This is a genomic window from Pontibacter silvestris (assembly GCF_020907275.1).
Lineage (GTDB): Bacteria > Bacteroidota > Bacteroidia > Cytophagales > Hymenobacteraceae > Pontibacter > Pontibacter silvestris.
In genome coordinates this window covers 1-18,576 of record NZ_JAJJWI010000039.1, presented here as the reverse complement: position 1 = coordinate 18,576, position 18,576 = coordinate 1, and the positions used below count along the sequence as shown (strand labels likewise).

At 44.2% G+C, this 18,576-nt stretch carries 10 protein-coding genes; 4 read left to right on the top strand and 6 right to left on the bottom strand.

The window, feature by feature from the left end:
• Positions 1–6 precede the first annotated feature (6 nt).
• The 3 genes from LN995_RS20360 to LN995_RS20350 all read left to right on the top strand — a co-directional run bounded on the left by LN995_RS20360 (position 7) and on the right by LN995_RS20350 (position 2,321).
• Positions 7–1,209: an SMODS domain-containing nucleotidyltransferase gene (locus LN995_RS20360; RefSeq protein WP_229962935.1), complete on the top strand. Its 1,203-nt coding sequence runs from the start codon at positions 7–9 to the stop codon at positions 1,207–1,209.
• The gene (locus tag LN995_RS20355; protein ID WP_229962934.1) at positions 1,190–1,636 is read left to right on the top strand and encodes a hypothetical protein; all 447 of its coding nucleotides are present in this window, start codon (positions 1,190–1,192) and stop codon (positions 1,634–1,636) included. The genes LN995_RS20360 and LN995_RS20355 overlap by 20 nt, the downstream gene beginning before the upstream one ends.
• Before the next feature lie 445 nt (positions 1,637–2,081).
• On the top strand, positions 2,082–2,321 hold the full coding sequence (locus LN995_RS20350; RefSeq protein WP_229962933.1) for a hypothetical protein: 240 nt from the start codon (positions 2,082–2,084) through the stop codon (positions 2,319–2,321).
• Positions 2,322–2,396: 75 nt separating this feature from the next.
• Here the strand turns inward: LN995_RS20350 and LN995_RS20345 are convergent, their stop codons facing one another.
• The 6 genes from LN995_RS20345 to LN995_RS20320 form a co-directional block, all read right to left on the bottom strand.
• Positions 2,397–2,936, bottom strand: coding sequence for a hypothetical protein (locus LN995_RS20345; RefSeq protein ID WP_229962932.1), 540 nt, complete (start codon positions 2,934–2,936; stop codon positions 2,397–2,399).
• Positions 2,937–2,974: 38 nt separating this feature from the next.
• A complete protein-coding gene (locus LN995_RS20340; RefSeq protein ID WP_229962931.1) occupies positions 2,975–3,388 on the bottom strand; it encodes a hypothetical protein in 414 nt (137 codons plus the stop codon).
• A 155-nt stretch (positions 3,389–3,543) separates the two neighbouring features.
• Positions 3,544–4,743: a hypothetical protein gene (locus tag LN995_RS20335; RefSeq protein ID WP_229962930.1), complete on the bottom strand. Its 1,200-nt coding sequence runs from the start codon at positions 4,741–4,743 to the stop codon at positions 3,544–3,546.
• A gap of 816 nt (positions 4,744–5,559) precedes the next feature.
• Positions 5,560–5,985, bottom strand: coding sequence for a hypothetical protein (locus LN995_RS20330; protein WP_229962929.1), 426 nt, complete (start codon positions 5,983–5,985; stop codon positions 5,560–5,562).
• Positions 5,982–10,553, bottom strand: coding sequence for a DUF6443 domain-containing protein (locus LN995_RS20325; RefSeq protein WP_229962928.1), 4,572 nt, complete (start codon positions 10,551–10,553; stop codon positions 5,982–5,984). The genes LN995_RS20330 and LN995_RS20325 overlap by 4 nt, the downstream gene beginning before the upstream one ends.
• Positions 10,554–12,601: 2,048 nt before the next feature.
• Positions 12,602–16,102 (bottom strand): RHS repeat domain-containing protein, encoded by a 3,501-nt coding sequence (locus LN995_RS20320; protein ID WP_229962927.1) that lies wholly within the window; start codon positions 16,100–16,102, stop codon positions 12,602–12,604.
• Between the two features lie 746 nt (positions 16,103–16,848).
• Between LN995_RS20320 and LN995_RS20315 the strand changes: the two genes are divergently transcribed.
• Positions 16,849–17,847, top strand: a complete 999-nt coding sequence (locus LN995_RS20315; protein WP_229962926.1) for an alpha/beta hydrolase — start codon at positions 16,849–16,851, stop codon at positions 17,845–17,847.
• The last annotated feature ends 729 nt before the right edge of the window (positions 17,848–18,576 follow it).

Sequence of the window (18,576 nt, the reverse complement as noted above, 5' to 3'; positions counted from 1 at the left end):
AAAACTATGTCAACAACATCATACTTTAACACATTCTTATCTAATATCAGGTTAACAAAAAGTCAATTAGAAGATTTAATAACCGGTCATACCACTTTGCGTGACCGGCTTGCTAATGATGCCGATCTGTCTAAAATTATCGTTAGCACCTTTCTGCAGGGTAGCTATAAACGGGCCACAGCCATAAAACCTAAAAATGGAAAGCGGGCGGATGTTGATATTATCGTAGTAACTAACCTGGACCAGAATAAAACCACTCCTCAACAGGCGATTGATTTATTCCTGCCCTTTGTAGAAAAGCATTATAAAGGGAAATACCGAATTCAAGGCCGTTCCATAGGAATTGAGCTTTCTTATGTAGACTTGGATATTGTGGTAACGTCTGCGCCATCAGAGGCAGAACAAGCCTTGCTGCGGTCAGAAAGTGTGCTTACTACCTTAGCTTTGGAAGATATGGGTAGCAATTGGAAATTGGTCAGAAACTGGACAGAACCAGCAAAACAACAATATTGGACTTCGCTGATGTTGGAGTCTTTTCGAGCTGAAGCCGAATGGAAATCAGCGTCATTGTATATACCTGACCAAGAAGCAGGTTGCTGGGTTGAAACTAACCCGCTGGAGCAGATCCGCTGGACCCGGGATAAAAACAAGAATACTAATAGCCATTACATAAATGTAGTAAAAGCTTTAAAATGGTGGCGGGTGGTAAATTTAACTGACCTTAAACACCCAAAGGGCTATCCTTTAGAACACATGATAGGGGATTGCTGTCCTGATTATATTACTTCGGTAGCAGAAGGGGTCGTAAAATCGTTGGAAGCAATAGTTTCTAAATATGCCTGGTATAGAGAACATGAGACTACCCCAGTATTGCCAGACCGAGGTGTTGCTTCTCATGATGTCTGGAAACGAATATCCAAAGAAGACTTTGTAGCCTTTTACGATTATGTAAAAGATGCAGCTATTACGGCCAGGAAAGCCTTTGATGCAGAACTATTGAGTGATCAACTTAAAGAATGGCGTAATTTGTTTGGTTCGGAATTTCCGGTAATGTCAGAGGAAGAGGCCCGTAGCGAAAGGCTCGCTCACAAAGCAAAACTGCTGGAATCAGGAGCTGCTACCATCGGCAGTAGCATTAATATTATTAGAAGTACAGCGGGGGTTTCAGTACCCAGAGAGCGAAATCACTATGATCCGACCAATTTATAAAGAGAGGTACTCAGCCTTAGAACAGTATGTTCAGCGAATTATGGTTCAACAGCTTTTCCCGGGCTGTAAAATCAACGTAAAAAACCAAATTCTTTTGGTGGATTTTACCATTAAGGATCCTGACTATAAGGCTGAGTACCATCTACAGGTTCAATATATTTCGCAAAGCTGGTTTAAAGTCTTTGTATTAAAGCCTAAAATAATAGGTTCGGTTGCTATTCATATGTATCCGGATAACAGTTTGTGCTTATACTATCCGCCTGATATTTCACCCTTCAGGCGGATATGGGTAGGTAAAGATCTGATTCCAATGGCCGCGTTATGGATTTGTCACTACGAACAATGGTTGATAAATGGAAATATCTGGAAAGGCAGGGAAGCGCCTGGCCATGAACAATTATTAGCTCAATTAAACAGTAGGAACTGAACTTAGGGCTACAGAGAAATAATCACTGTAATTTTTAAATAGCTTACCCTTATTTAGCTTACTACTTTAAAACCTATCAGGCTCTGAACCGAAGTCAGGAACTTATGGTGTATACAATGGAAGGTTTGTAGAGTTACTTATGAATCAATTTGCAAATCATATTGAAAAAATAGAGGTGAAAGACCTACGTAAAAAATAAACTCTTGCAATATAAAGTTTAGGAATTGTAAACTCCTCATTTCTATTTAACATAAGGATAATTATAAGACAATTAGTATATAGCAATATTAGTACCAAGCTAGCTTGCTGTTAAGCCTTGCGCTAAGGCCTAACAGCAAGCACAAACTCCACTAAAATTAGAGCTTTTATACCATCTCGGCTACTCATCTCACGAAACAAATCCAGGACTTAATTCGTGAAACGGCAAAACAGGAATCTTAAACCCTTGCAGCCTTCGTTCTTAGCCGCTTTCCATTCAAGCTTTCCCGAGCTCATTTTACTGCCGTATTGTGATACAAGCAATAGCCAGGATTCCGGACAGCGAAGCCGCTGCGAGCGGAAGCCAGAGCCAGTCAGGAGAAGAACACTCGGGAGGGTAGGCGGCTGCCCCACAGGCGAGCATAAGGCGGTTGTTCTGGAGATAAGCCGTGGCGTTTTCGGGTTACTTTCCCGGAACGAGGCTTAAAACGCAAGATCCGATGAAAAATAACTACTCGAAGCCAAACTTATTTTCCATAGTTACTGTGCTTAAAGCAATTTGCTATTTTTCTCGCTTTGACGCAGTTCCGCTGGCAGTTTCCACTATAACTTTGTTAACCTCAATTACATTAGATTCGAAGTTAATCTTCCTTTTAGCTTCCTCATAAAGGAAGCTAAAAGAAGGCAGTATTTCAAATACCTCTTTAGTATAATCTTCTTCATTTGTAGTCTGAATATATGTTCCTGATAGGAAATGGCCTCCAAATGTTACCTTCAAAGTCTCACTTGATTTTAATTTCAATGATTCTTTAAAAGAATAATTTATACCAACTAGCTGATGCCTATAGGTTCTATCATGATATTTAAATCTCAAATATGCTTCTGAATCTATAGGATGTAGGTTTACCTCTTTGTCTGAAATATTTGTAAAAGAACATTCCATTAAGACGTAAGGGCCATCATACCCTTCTAACGAGACTTTATCTGAGTCTAAGCTCTTGATTGATGCAACTTGTACAGCCTCTATTTTTATTTCAATTTGCCCATATGCCCTTACACAGGAAATTAAAATTATAACTAATACTACAACATAGTTTTTCATATTTTTTTCCTTTAGTTCAATAATCGTTCAGCTAAATATTATCTATCAAATGTAGACTTAAGGGTATCACTATAACTTTCGTTTTTAGACTCTTCTAAATAACCCTTTATTCCATACCGGAAATTATCACTTGTGTTAATAAAGTTTGGATCCTCCATTTGCTTATATATAGCTTTTAGCTCTCTTAGAGGTCTGGGAATGGATAAATAAAAGTCAGGATTAGCTTTATATTCATCAATATGAACCATTGCATGTACAAAACTATTTTTTATATCATTAGCATGGTCAGAGACTTTCCATCGCTTATTTCCTTCCATCTTTATTGCTATAGATCCATCTGACTGAGCCTTCATACCAAAACTACCATTCTCTTGTGCTTGTGGTAGAGCCTTTACTTCTATATCTAAGCTTGTCTTGATGAGCTCTAGACATAGAGTGGCTAATTGCCTCATATAACCGGGGTATTCTGGGACAGGACAATTGTTGTGCCCTTGTTGTTGGTGTGGTGTTGGTAATGTTGCTCAGATGCCAGGAATAGAGATATTCCAAAAGACCGTTTTTGAAATAATCTTGTTAGCTCAAGCCAAGAAGAGGCGTAAGACATTAACTACAATTTAGCCTCTGTGGCTTTTTTCTTCCGCTTCAGCAGGCTATCCCCGTAGAGAAAGAAGCCGATCTTTGCCTGCAGCGGCTGCAGGTAAGGCGTTTTGCCCCGCTCGTGCAGCAGGTTGTACTGCAGAACCGTACAGGCCTTGACTCCTCCGTAGAGGGTGAAGCTCTTCCCCGCTCCCACGGCCAGGCCTTTCACCCACTCCCGGTCTGCTTCTTCTGCCTGTCCTGCGGCATTAACACGGGGATAGGTAGCGCTAAGGTGCTCGTAGTACAGCCTTGCAAAGAAGCCTTTGTACACTTCCGCATCCGTGAAGGCAAAGTAGCCAAGGACTCTGTCGGTGCTGCTCACCCAGGGCTTTTCCTCTGTGCTCACGCTGAGCCTGTACTGGAAGCCCGCGCCGGAGGAGATATTCTCGGTAAAGCGCCAGCCAAGGTAAGGGCCAAGGTCGGCGGTAAAACGCTCCTGTTTCCCGAATTGCCACTGCGTGCCCAGCACTACCCGCCCCGGCCACGGCTTGTCTCTGAATGTGTCTTTTTTGAGTATGCCTTTGGGCGCATCCTTCAGGCGCGGCATCTTCTTAACGCGGCTTTGGTAATCTCCTAACTCCTGCCATTTTTGGTTGAGCCTTTCCTGTTGCCCCGCCAGATGATCTTCTGCCGTTTTCAAGGCTTTAGCTTTGGCTGTTTCTGCTAGCTTCTCCGCAGAAGGCAGCTGCTGGGGAAATTCTTTCATAAAAGCATCAGACGGTAGCATGGATTCAGCGCTAAGCTCCTTTGCCTGCCTGAGTTGCTCCAGTAGTTTAGCTGACTCCTCCGGCAGTAGTTTCTGAGCCAGGGCAGCCGTGGCACGTGAGATCTCCTGCTGTAGCCTGCGCTCCGCCTCATCGAGTTGCTGCAGGGCCGCCTGATGGTCAGAGAAAGCAAGACTGAGACTGCCCATCCGCTGCTGCAACAGATCGTGGTTTGGGATAGCCTGGCGCAGGCTGTCCAGTGCCGCTTCGAAAGCGGCTGAGTCCTGCAGTCCCGCGTGAAGGGAACGAAGCTGCTCCCGTTGCCGCCTTACCTGGTTCAGTAGCTGCCTGGCCTCGGCTACGCTTTTTTGGAGCTGCTCCACCTCCGGGGGCACTTGCTGGGCAAAGCACGAAAAAGAAAGGCACAGAAAAAGTAATGAAAGAAAGTAAAGATTCAGGCGCATGTTTTCCAGCTGTTTGTTAGGGGGTATAGGGTTAATTTCCTTGAGTAAATTTTTTATTCAGCATAAGGCAGCAGTTTATAGGGTAAGCCATAGGCAACTTTAATCGCCAGATGTGCACCCTCTGTAACTGCTTAGATAAACTTGTTACTGCCTGGCAAAACAGCTTCATAATCTGAAAACTATACTTACATCAGTCACATAACAACAATATATAAATATACTAATTTTGTAGCATTCCAATGCTTATCTCCTGACGTTTTAAGTACAAGCACAGGTTTATTCTTGCCGATATCCGCTTTATATGAAAACTCCTTGTCTATTGGTAATGGCGGTGGCTTGAAGATGATGTGTTATCCAATCCATAAATCAAAGGGCTAGTCAGCCGCTATTAGGTATAGCCACAGCTATGTAATTATAAAGCAAAAAGCCCCCGGTTGATGCCGGGGGTTGGGGGTAAGATTCTAGCGCGAAGCCGCTGCGCGGCGGCTGACCCGCAGGCGAGCAAAACGTGGGCTGTGGGTTTTGTTTTTTTGCCTTCCTGCCGGAGGCATTTAATCAACTCTAACAACAAAAAGGAACAGACGTGAGGAGTACCGCAGTCCGGCCGAGGGCACGGACAAACACCGCTTATCCTGCAATGCTTGTCTAGTGACAATGGCTCCGGCTACGAAAATTCAGTCCCGCTTCCCGTTCGGGAATAGCCACGGTAGCAGCAAAAGCATAAATCCCAATTCAAAGAGGAAAAGGCTTCTGCTATGATACTGGAATGAGGACACGTGCTACAAGTCCGCGGCAACGGAAGATTATAAGTCGTATTTAATCATGCAAAACTTTATAATTACCTGTAGAATCCTTTTTCATCTTATAGAACAAGGGGTCGTTGCCAACTCCTTCATAAATTCGAAGTGCTAGCTTAGGGTGCTTCCCACTCCTATCAAAACGACCATAATGTGCATAAATAACTGCGGTATCTCTTTCCCAAAATAAAATAACTTCAAAACCAGAATTTATACCTGAATAAATTGGCTGAATGTAATCATCAGGAATATTGTTCTCTTCATAAAATCCATAGGTAAAGTATGTGGCTCCATTGTGATCTATTCTGGTCACAACATTCTTATTGTCAGGTGAATAATAATATTCAAAGTTATACTTAGGACTTAATATGTAATTCAATATCCATAGTAATATTATCAAACAAATAACAGCAGATGTTACAAGTGATAGGAGGTTTTTCATCATCTAAATCTTCGCGAGTTCTGGATTCCTAATTGAATACCCCTAAATGATAACTGATCCTCTCCATACGTAGGAGCCTGTAAGAATCCTTTGTTTCCTCCAGATGACCTTATAGCTTGATCATACATGATTGTTAAAGGTGTGTCACGTTTACTGTTATTAGAGTTATTATAAGCACCAAAGCCATACAAGATCAGTTTTGTAGGAAGAATTGATCTTTGAGCAACTGCACCAGCTGCAAAGTTTCCAACATCTCTAGCTGAAGCATACACGTCATCATAAATGATTGAACCATAGTATTTACCTTCACCTTCAGGAGTATGAGCCTTGACATCATAAGCTTCACCTGTGCCTGCATTTAAACCGTAATCTATAACGCCCGAGTTTTCATCTAAAACATTTTGTACATTCGTTTGCGCCCAATTAGCTCCAAAATCTATTCTTCCCACTGGAGAAACGTCTCCTTCCTCAAACTTGTCAAAATCAACAAATGAATATGTATGTAAAGTCCTTCCCATTCTCTCGCCGTCCTTACCACTTAATCTTTTTTCACCATTAGCAGCCTCTTTATCATTCTTTGCAAATTCCTTAGGTGTGTCGTCATGTTTATATACACTCAAATCACCATCATCATATACAGCAACGACATTACCATCTTTATCTGTATGAGTGCTAAACATGCCTGTTGGATCCATGAACTTAATAGGATTACTCATCACCCAAGCGTAAGGAGACCATGAATAGTAACTATCACTCATAGGATCCACTTGGAATGTTCTGCCAATATCTGGCATATACATCCGGGTATGGAAGTCATAGGTATTTAATCCTAGGTCCCCTTGCTTCTCTTTCCCTTGATACTGGAACTTATGATCGGGCACGCCCTGCTTTTCTATCCCCGCCAGGTTTAGTCCCCAGGGGTCGTAATGGTTCTCCTGCACAACAGGTGGACTCACCGTGCTAATGCTCATGTCGTCAAAGAACACTTCCTGGCCGCTTTCGTTGGCCACAAACACCTCCACATATCCATCATCCTTAGCTGTGTAATTTAACTGTAGCTCTTCCCAATTATCCTGTGCCTCCTCCCCTAGCAGTTGGTATTCACTACCAAGGTAGTTACCTGTGCTGTCATATGCAATATATCTTACATAAGCCTGTGGCGCTTTCTTGCTATTCTGCAGCACCTGCGGTGTCAGGGCAATGCCGGCACTCAGGAAAGGAAAGGCTGACTTAGTCTTATTACCGCCCTTCTCCCTAGGAGCATCCTGCACCTGCATTACACTATTGCCAGCCAGCCAGGTAGCCAAGCTATAAGCCTTATTAGACTTTTTCTCTTTTCTATAGTGCCCAAACACTTGCACGTGCACGCTGTCTCCCTTTTGCACCTGAAGCTGTTTCCCTGGTCCCAGTAAAGTACCTTCCTCCGCATTCAAGCGTGCTGCGTAGTTCCCTGAGCGAGCTTTTACCTGATCCTGGTGCCGCGTCTCGCTAATGTTCTCAAAGCCGTAAACCTCCTGCTCCTGGTAATCATTCACCTCCTCCATCGTGGCCATCATATTGTTTGTGATCGGTTCCCCGAACGAGACACGCAAATTGCCTAAATGATCTTTAATATGATACTCATACGTCCACTCCATCTGGGCCTGATTGATCTTGATCCGCCCCTCCGGGGTGTGAATGTACTGCAGTACCTCCCCATCCAGTACCATATTGCTGACGTAGTTGGTTACCGCATTCGGCTTGCCGCTCTCGACCACCGTCTTACTCATTTTCGTCCCGTCTGCCTTATATTGATAATGGATGCCTTTGCCAGTCCCGAACTCAATAACAGCAGGCAGGTTCAGGTGGTTATAGGTGACGTTGGTAATGCCCTTGTTATCGTCCCGGATCATGTTGCCATTGGCATCATAGGCGTACTCCGGCGAGGCCATACTGTACTTGCGCCCCCCTTTGTCCTCAAAGTCATGCGTGGAGGCCGTCACCTCTGTATCGTCCACACCGAGCAACTGATTGCCCTTCGCCGGCTCATACCTGTACTGGAGCTGGTCAAGGAGGCCATAGGCCTTGGTGGTGCTAGTTCCTGAGCGAAGCCCTCTCCTGTTCATAGAAAGGATGTTCCCGTTCACATCATAGCTTAGGCCCCACATGTCGTAGTTTCCATTTCCCGAGGTCTGCTCTTTGTCCCACTGTCCGTTTGAAGCGTTGTAGGCCCTAAAGTCACCTTGCAGGATTCGGCTGAAGGGGTCATACTGGTAACCGTACGAACGCTGCACTTTGTCAGTGCTAACCTGCCATTTCACGCCGGCTATGTTCCCGTTAAAATAGTTCTTGTTGAAGCCGAAATCATAGCTTAGCTCCATTCCAAAGACATCGTTGCTGTCATCGTTGGTCAAGCCATTATCATTGCTCAGGGAACTATTGTTTATATGGGTGAGCCAACCGCGGATATTATAGCGGTAGTCCACCGACTGCAGATAGCTACTGCCACCGTCAGCGCTGTGAAGGGACTTATCCTTAAGTTGACCTAGTTCATTGTACTCGTTGCTGGACAGGATCAGGGCAGGGAAGGCATCAATCCAGCCCGCGTCTGTGCTGATCCGCTGCCGCGTTTGCAGCAGACGCCCGGCATGATCATAGCTCATTTCATCCTTCAGAATAAGCGTGGCTATACCCAGAGTATGAGTCGTGTACGCCACCAGAGGGTTACCGGTAAAATCATACTGGGTCGTGGTCCTGTCACTACCCCAAAAGTTATTCTGGGATACGGTCTGAATAATGCGGTATTTATCGTCATAGAAGTTAACTGTCAGCAGCCAAGTGTTGGTGCCCAGGTCGCGCACCTTCTCCCCGGTGACCTGGCCTTTTACTTTGTTGTTCTTAGCCGTCACGCCTGCCTCCGGCACAAAGGAGGTGCCGGACATGGCCGGGTAGTTATAGTTGTCATAATAGGTAACCGTAAGCAGGTCTTTTTCCGCCACACTGGTGGGGAAGGAACTGGTAAGGGTGTAGCCTGTTTCATTAGCGGTAGTTGCCTCATATTGATTTGTCGTGCTGGCCGCCTGCGCCTGCATCTGCTCATGGGTACGGGAATCAGAGAAAATGCCCGTCATGATTGGGCGGTTCAAAGCATCATACTTGGTAAAACTCCATTGGGGCGTAACGCCAGGTTTTCTCTGATTCCCGTCCTGGGTGAGAATGAGTTGGTCACGCTTGTTGTAGACCAAGTAAATAGGTTCAGAGCCAGGTACTTGCTTTATGATCAACCGCTGCCTACTATCATAGTGGTAGCGGAACACCAGCGCGTGGACATTGGCTGTCAGCTGCCAGTTATTCTGCGCCATCACCTCAACCGCCTTTGGCGGCAAGACATAGCGAAGATTGCCCAAGTCATCGTAGACATAGTAGGTGGACACGTATTGGGAGGTGCTGCTTTGCTGTTTTTTAAGAATGATACGCCCTTGTTTGTCCTTGTACGCATAACTTTTACTTCCCTGCTCATCGGTTACCTGACTCACATAAAGGGTTCCTGCGCCGTAAGTAGCAGGGGAGGTTAACGTAGTGCTTAACCCGCTTCCTACCTGCCATATCCGAACAGCATCGGACAGTGTGTTTGTCTGCTCAGCGTATTTTACTTCATGGGCAGAGCCCAGCCGCCAATTCTCCCCCGAGGCCGCCTGAGCCAGAACCCTGTTTAGCGGGGAGGCCTCAAAATCCTTCTCTGCGTAAGGGTAGTCCGTTTTTGGTAGCGATTCATTGTAGGCGCTACTTTGTGTGTAGAACTGGTACTGTTCCTGCAGGGCATTGCTGCGGTAGGACCCGAGGCTAGTTGCTCCCCCCACATAAGGCAGATACTCTTTTTTCTGACGCCCAAACTCATCATAGACCATTGGTTGAATCACATCGTTCTTCCCAGGAGATGCCTGCTTTATAACCGTTTGCAGCGGCCTGCCCAGTCCATCGAAGTACTGGGTGCTCACCTGAACTTTCTCCACTGGGGTAGTGGGGCTAGAAAGTTCAGCTTCCGAGGTGGTAGCCACACGGGCAGTGTAGGTACGCACGTAGTTCATGGAGGAAACGGCCGGTGATTCCGGGGGCGTTTTGGTCCCGGTCGGAACAAGGCTAACGGAAGAGGCTTTAGGTGTGTTTACGCTCAGCTTGACAGGGTCCACAATGACCTCTACAACAGCAGTGCTGCTACATCCATTTGCATTTTGGCCTGTAACCGTATAACTGTAAGTTACAGGGCTATTTCCTGTATTGGTTAATGTAACGGTTGGATTCGAGCTGTTAGCGTTACTCAAGCCAGTGGTGGGACTCCAACTATAACTTTCCGCTCCTGTGACACTTAACTGGCCGCCTTTGCCCGATAGGAACCTTACATAGGTTGAAGTTATGTTTAGCTGCGGAGCAGGGTTAACGGTGATTGTCTTACTGGCAGCAGTGTTGCAACCGTTGGTGTTATAACTGTAGATGATAGTATGGGTTCCTGCTCCGGCAACAGCGGGATTGAACACACCGTTGCTTACCCCAGGTCCGGAGTAGGTGCCCCCTGTCGGAGAACCGCCGGTCAAAGTGAAGGCCTCAGTGTTTACACAAACACTAGCGAAAGGATTCAAGGTGGCTGAGGAAACAGTAATTGTGTTACTTACAGTGGCACTACAACCATTGCTATTAGTGTAACTGTAGGTGATAGTATGGGCNGAAGGCCTCAGTGTTTACACAAACACTAGCGAAAGGATTCAAGGTGGCTGAGGAAACAGTAATTGTGTTACTTACAGTGGCACTACAACCATTGCTATTAGTGTAACTGTAGGTGATAGTATGGGCTCCTGCTCCGGCAACAGCAGGATTAAAGAAACCGTTGCTCACTCCAGGCCCAGAGTAGGTGCCCCCTGCCGGAGAACCGCCAGACAAGCTAAAGGCTCCTCTATTTATGCAGGTAGCGGCAAAAGGAGCTAGGCTGGCAGACGGCAGGGGATTGACTGTGATTGCCTTACTTGTGTTTACAATACAGCCGTTGTTATTGGTATAGCTGTAAGTAATAGCATGAGTGCCTACTCCGGCGGTGGCGGGATTGAATGTGCCGTTGCTCACCCCAGGACCAGAGTAAGTACCCCCTGCCGGAGAACCGCCCGTTAATGAGAAAGCATCCTTGTTTACGCAGACACTTGCTAAAGATGCCAAACTAACAGATGGCGGAGAACTAACTGTAATGTTACTCGTGGCAGAGGCTCTACAGCCGTTGTTATTGGTATAGCTGTAAGTAATAGCATGAGTGCCTACTCCGGCGGTGGCGGGGTTGAATGTACCGTTGCTTACCCCAGGACCAGNAGTGGCACTACAACCATTGCTATTAGTGTAACTGTAGGTGATAGTATGGGCTCCTGCTCCGGCAACAGCAGGATTAAAGAAACCGTTGCTCACTCCAGGCCCAGAGTAGGTGCCCCCTGCCGGAGAACCGCCAGACAAGCTAAAGGCTCCTCTATTTATGCAGGTAGCGGCAAAAGGAGCTAGGCTGGCAGACGGCAGGGGATTGACTGTGATTGCCTTACTTGTGTTTACAATACAGCCGTTGTTATTGGTATAGCTGTAAGTAATAGCATGAGTGCCTACTCCGGCGGTGGCGGGATTGAATGTGCCGTTGCTCACCCCAGGACCAGAGTAAGTACCCCCTGCCGGAGAACCGCCCGTTAATGAGAAAGCATCCTTGTTTACGCAGACACTTGCTAAAGATGCCAAACTAACAGATGGCGGAGAACTAACTGTAATGTTACTCGTGGCAGAGGCTCTACAGCCGTTGTTATTGGTATAGCTGTAAGTAATAGCATGAGTGCCTACTCCGGCGGTGGCGGGGTTGAATGTACCGTTGCTTACCCCAAGACCAGAGTAAGTACCCCCTGCCGGAGAACCACCCGTTATTGTAAAAGGACTTTTGTTCACACAAGCAATGGCAAAGGGTGCAAGACTGACAGACGGCGGTGGATTGACTGTGACATTGATTACATTAGACTCACTGCTATTTGATGCCGGACATGATAAAGAATATGGAACGACAGAAACATAAACGGAATGTATTCCGCTGGAGAGAGAAGATGTGTTTAATATATTACTATCAAGAGATTGCCCGCTCTTGACAACTTGGCCGTCTACATACCAATAATAAACTGGCGAAGTTCCTGCATTACTAGGGGTAGCTTTGAAAGAAGCAGTTCCTCCCTCACAAACTGTTGTAGCACTGGTAGCACGCAGACTTACGGAGTATGGAGTGCTACTGCTGATAGTGTATGTAGCATTAGCTTGAGTAGTAGTTCCCCTTGAGTTAGTATAGTATGCGTTTACATATGCCGTTCCAGGAGAGGTCCATTCTACCTGAATTGAGCTGCTGGTAGTTCCGCCTGTTATAATCCTGTAGCCAGCATTACCTGTAATGCTCCACCTATTGATAGTCCCCCCACTAAATACTAAGGCCATTCTGCTAGTTACACAGGTGCCGCCGGATCCATAAATAGTTCCTGTTGACTGTGCCACACTCTGGGCACACAGAAGGATCATAGCCAAGGCTAGAAAGCTTAAACTTAATAGTAAGATTCTTTTCATCATTTGGAGGCAAAACACACCCTTATTTTCTATAATTGTATTCATATCCCTTTAGGATATTGTTGTGATTATCACGCACTACTGAAAGACGACCGAAACTATCATATTTATAGTAGGTAGTGCGTCCGTTTGAATCAGTCATACTTGTCATCCCGACCAGCGGATCATGGATGAAAGATGTTATCATGGCCCATGATAACTTATCCCTCAAGTAACTCTGCTGCGAATCAGTCAGACCTCCTGTTCCCAAGTCTATGTATGCACTACTGAGACCTAAGGCAACCTTTACCTGTTCATAAGTAGCATTTTTGATTTCTGCTACTGGCAATGTTTTGTTATACCCCCACAAATAAGTAATTGGCATGTCGTCAGTCTGTGATAGTGAGACAATGTTTCCTCTGTCATCATACTTGTTAAACTTAAGCCTAGAACTGTAGCTAAGGTCAGGGGAGAATGAACTATCGCTTTCTGATTCAATAGGCAGTTGTCCTTTTAATCTATGAGAGAATTTGAATTCAGTCAAACTAACTGGTAAAGCGGACTCCAGAATATAGACCTCATCCTTAAGGCCTATTCCATTATCCTTGTACATAGTCAGCACCCCATTTGTAACTATTCTGTGCCCGCTTTTATCCTCCAGTAGGTTTACCTGTTCAACAGGTACCGTAATGATATTAGATGCTAATAAATTATCTATAAATGTTGTGCCTCTCGCATAGTCTACAGGATAGGAGGTCACTCTCAAGGATTTTTTACCGTCACTATCTAGACTAACTACCTGAGAAATAGCATAGTTTGAAGGGTTATAGTCATAAAATTCTAAGAGATTCAGGGAATCTGATCCTTCGCTAAAATGCTTCTCTACTTTGCTCTCCAGCACATTCCAAGTAGAAATAGTAGGATAATAGTATAACCTTCCACGGCCATTGTACGCGTATGGGTTACTTATTGAATTGCGCTGGACATTGTCGGTACAGCATGCGTCTCCCCCTACATACAGATCTTCTAACTGCACATTTAGCAAATGATGCTCGGCTTTTAGTGTCTTGTAAGTATATTCGTATGAGCGAACAATATTTTTGGTATTCCATACTTCCTTTTTAATAAGGTTCCCGTTACTCTCATTGTCCCAAGGGGGCAGATGATAGTAAACACGGCTCTCTTTGTTTACAAAGTAACTGATTTCTTTGCCATTGCTCTCTTCTCCTTCTTGTACTACCTCTACCTGGCTGTAACCTACGTAGTTGCCATTAGCCGTTGTAGCCAAAGGAATACTGCTGTTGGCAGTAAGAACCCAGGTGTCATAGTCAGTAAGCTGCACATAACAATTTACTGTTTGTACCCCTTTTTTTATTGTCTTGTTGCGAAGATAATTCAATGGGGACATAAGCACACCACTGCTCGTTGAGTCCTTCAGAGTATAGTGGTAATAGGTTGATGAAAGAAGCTTATTATCGTAATCATAATTGCTAATCCTGTTCACCCGTAACCCGCCTCCGATGGATTCAGGAGAAACACTTTCGGTATTTAATTCCTGATATTTTACTGATCCAGTCACATAGGTTCCTCCATAGGGATCCTGCACACCTGCCCCATCTGGCAGGTGTGCACGCAGGCGGTACTCACCAGGAAGTAGGCTAAACACCTCTTTGATTGAAGCATTATGAGATAAGTTGTAACTTTCTTGACTTACACGAGCTTGGAAGTGATACTGGTAATTCGACATGTCAATGTATACCCCATTTACCTTCTGCTGCAGTATAACATAGGCACCGATCATATAACCATAATCCAGCGGCATATTTGTGCCACCACCGTTTCCATTAAAACCAACATAGAGTGTTAAGGGTGTTTTCTTTTTTAAAGAGAAAGTATCCTCTTTCACAACGTTAGAGGGCTGATTAGAAGGGTCATTATAATCTGACACTCTAACCATTCTGTCTATAAATGGATTTTCACTAACCGATAGATACTTAAAATTAGCATAAGCGTGAGGCTCAAATTGAAATTTTGTTTTTCCTGTCGTGGGATATATAATTTCCTCTAACATTCCCGCATTCATATACTGGCTGCTAGGTCTACGATTCGCACCATTACGTAGAAAAAGCTCATCGGGAACCGCATCAGCTAGGCTAGGATCAAAGGTTACAAAATCTTTCACGTCTGGGACATCAGAAACATTCTGCTGTCCATTATAGAACCCCCAGTGATCTTTTGCCGCCGAGGTTTTGTAAGGCAAAGGTTCTTTGTTGTATCTGAATAAATAAGGGTTCTTAGAGGCATCCTCAACCCCTTCTCTGCTTAAGCCGATTTCCTTTACAGAAAGCAGCTTAAGCCTTTTCTGCCGAACAACTTCAGGAAAAGTAGTATTATAATAATCTGCTGAAAGAGGAAAGAACCGTACATATTCCTCTATATAATCTCCTCCTACTTCTGTGCCAACAAAGTATTCGTAGCTAAAGACATATTTCTTGATTATGCGGCCACTTATCTTATCATACACAACAAGGCTATCCAGCTTTCTGGATCCATCTCCAGAAAGATCCTCCCGAGGCCCCTCATGAAAAACAACTCTTTCATTGTCTGTCTCTATCTCAGATAAGTAAGCGTTCAACATGCTTGTTCCACTAAGCATGACCTGTTTATCCGGGTCTGCATCCGGATAATTGTAGCTGAAAGTGTGTGAGTAAGGGGGAAGCTGGTTTATTCCTCCGAATCCTTTATAAATAAAATTAACATACTTGCCGGTAGGGTGTTCAATACGTGTAAGGTTCCAGGTACTGAAATAGTTAGGTACGAGGCCGGGACCAAACTGCTGTTCACAGTTCACCTTATCATTAAAGAAGTATTTGACTCCATCCTCTCCTGTAATCAACCAGTTGTTATCTGATGTATGCTGTATTTTACATTTGTTTTTACTGCCTAAGAATATAGGTTGCTGTGTGTTGGGGTGAAGAATGAATTTAAAAGAGTAATTCAGAAAGTTGACATGATAAATGTCTGGTTCATAATTGCCGTATCTCTTTAGTGCATTCAGAACTTCTCTACTTGTAAAACTAGCGCTATCTCCGAATATGCATTCATTGAACATATTTAATCCCTGCTCCCCCATCATCACATAGGATGTGGGTTGCACACCAGGATATTTAAATAACCGCTCCCATCGTTCCCAAGTTGGAGATACAAGAAATCTATCCAACGCACCGACAACAGTCATAGAAATAGCGCCTCCCGCTTGTAGGTTCCATCCCAACCCCACCCAGGAAGCCTCCTGTTCCACCTTTATGCCTGTTGCGTGATAGCTCAAGACAATAGGTACCTGGAGCTCTCCAAAGTTCACTGTATGCAGTGGGATACTTATATCAGGAACACCTGTGTATAGCCCCACTGGTACATCACCATATCTACCTAGTCCGGCTGCCTCAGGCGATAAAGGAGAGAAGCTTGGAAGTTTAACAATTTCCTCCTCCTGGTTTTGAGCATAAGAAACGTACCTCCATCCTGTAAAAAAGTATAGAAACAACAAAATTAAAGTTTTGTATGAGGCTCTCACTCTAGGCAGGCCCTTAGCTGCTTTGATAACTCTTCCCATGAGCAATGTCAATTTAGATGACTAATTTTATTAAGTGTTTTATTGTTGCAACACCGACAATACAATAATTATTAAGCTTTCCACAGCTTTCACAGAGGAAAAGCTGTGGAAAGTACTTGGAGTTGTGTATTCTAATGAGTTCCCCTTGTTAAAGTTTGCCGATATAATAGGCGGTTATTGCAACAAACAAAAACTTCAAATAGAAGCTTTGAAACTGTTTCGTGCTAAGGAAACAGAACTCTTCATCACTAATCAATAACCTAATTAAGACCAGTTTATATTGACTTATTTCCTAAATACAAGACATATATAAATATTTTCTAATTTATATATATAAGTTAATGCGTTTTAGGAATGTTTATTACATTAGGTAACATCCTTTTTAGAAGGAGCATGTGCCTAAAAGTACTTGGTTAAACCATTTAGCAGTAATTCAACTGTTTTCTATTCTAATATTTTGGTAAAAGAGTAACATAAATGCGTGTTCATATTTTTAAAGAAGTTATGAAATAACGGTCGTTTCATGGGACAGCCTACTTTAGGATGAGACAAGCCTTAGGTGTTAATTTTATATAGTATATTCAACAATCCAGTTCTGGTTATCGGGCATATTCGACAGATAAGCCGAATAGACTTCCGCTTTTACCACAGTTGTGCTTAATTCGTAAATCCAAATCATGAAAAGAAAAGCCCTGAAGTTTTTGATTAAATTTTTAGTAGTTAATTCTGTCATCTATCTAGTTGTAGCTTTTGCATTGACCCACTGGCCTATTCCAAAGATTGAGAACACGAAGAATTATGATTTTTCTTCTGTTAGGGAAAGTGCAAGGAATGAAGTTTCTGCGAAAGAAGTTTGGATCAAGCTAAGAGACGGAAAGGAGATTTTTAGCAGAGTTTATGATGGGAAGACAAAGAATGTACTGATTTTTTTACACGGCTCTGGTTCTGATAGTAGATACTTAAGCAAAGCCAGCAAGCATTTCGCTGATTTAAATATGTTCACCGTCATTACCCCGGACCTAAGAGGGCATGGAAGAAATTCTGGAACCCGAGGAGATATAGACCATATAGGGCAGTTAGAAGAAGACATTGAAGATATTGTGAGGTATGCAAAGGAAAACCTTCACGCTGAAAAAATCATCCTTACGGGTCATTCTTCCGGAGGGGGATTAGCCTTAAGGTATCTGGGAAACTACAAACACACTAAAGTGAATGGCTCTATCATGTTTTCGCCTTACCTCGGTTACAAATCTCCTACACTTAGGCCCGGAAACGGTAATTGGGTAACTGTTTCAGTAAAGCGGTTTGTTGGGCTTTCGATGTTAAATAAAATTGGCATCAATAGTTTTAACGGACAACCGGTACTGTTTTTCAACCGAGCATCAGAATGGAACGATAGCCTACAGGTTGCCAGCTATTCGTATCGGATGGCAATGAGTATGGACCCTAAAGACTTTAGAGCTGACATTGAAAATATTTATGCGCCAACTATAGTATTGGTTGGCGGGGATGATGAGAGTTTTTATCCAGATAAATTTGCAGAGGTTTTTTCTACATCAGATTATACAGAAACACATGTTATTAAAGGAATAGCTCATATGGCTGTTATTGATAACAGTGAATCATTGAGCAAAATTAGAGCTTGGCTAGGTAGTTTGAATCAGAAAATCAACTAAGCACAAGCGAGTAGCCCGCCGTGAGCCAAATTACTCACGGTGAGGCTCTCACACCACCCTGCGTAAGGTTCGCGTACAGGACGGTAGGGATAGCACAACCGCACTTTACACCGACCGTGCCCTTGCCCTAGTTTGGGATTAGGCTAGCAACTCCAGCGTTTGAACCTCCTCATCGGATTTCGGGCAACTTAACGTTCAGCCCTTCATCACCCTGTGAGACCTCCCCAGGTAAGACGCTTATCCTTCCACCTAATCCTGCTGCATCTACACAGAGTCGCTTGTTGGCCAGGGGCTTTGCAAAGATGTGCTTGCTTACCCACGACTCCCTGCCTCTTATGCAAGCACTGCGTGCGCTCTCTTCGCACTCGCGAGCTTAAGAGTATTCGTCAGTTCAGGTATTTGCAGTCCCGCTTTCTTCACTGCACGCCTCACGGCGAGCCAGCTTGCGGCTTGCTAATCGGCTTCACCAACTCGCCGATAAGGGATTTGCACCCTCTGGATAATCTGAGTATATTTCTTAGGAAACACACTCGCGCCATACTTGGCGCGCACAACAGAATAAAGCAAGGGCTGTAGAAGGTTATTGTTAACCTTCTACTTAAACCATTAATTCATCATCCATGTAGATGCAGAGGTGGCTAGCCCCTGCTTTATTAAACGGACGTTAAACAATTTGAATCCTACCTATCTTCCGTCTCATCTAACCCTCTATTTCCGATACAACAAACA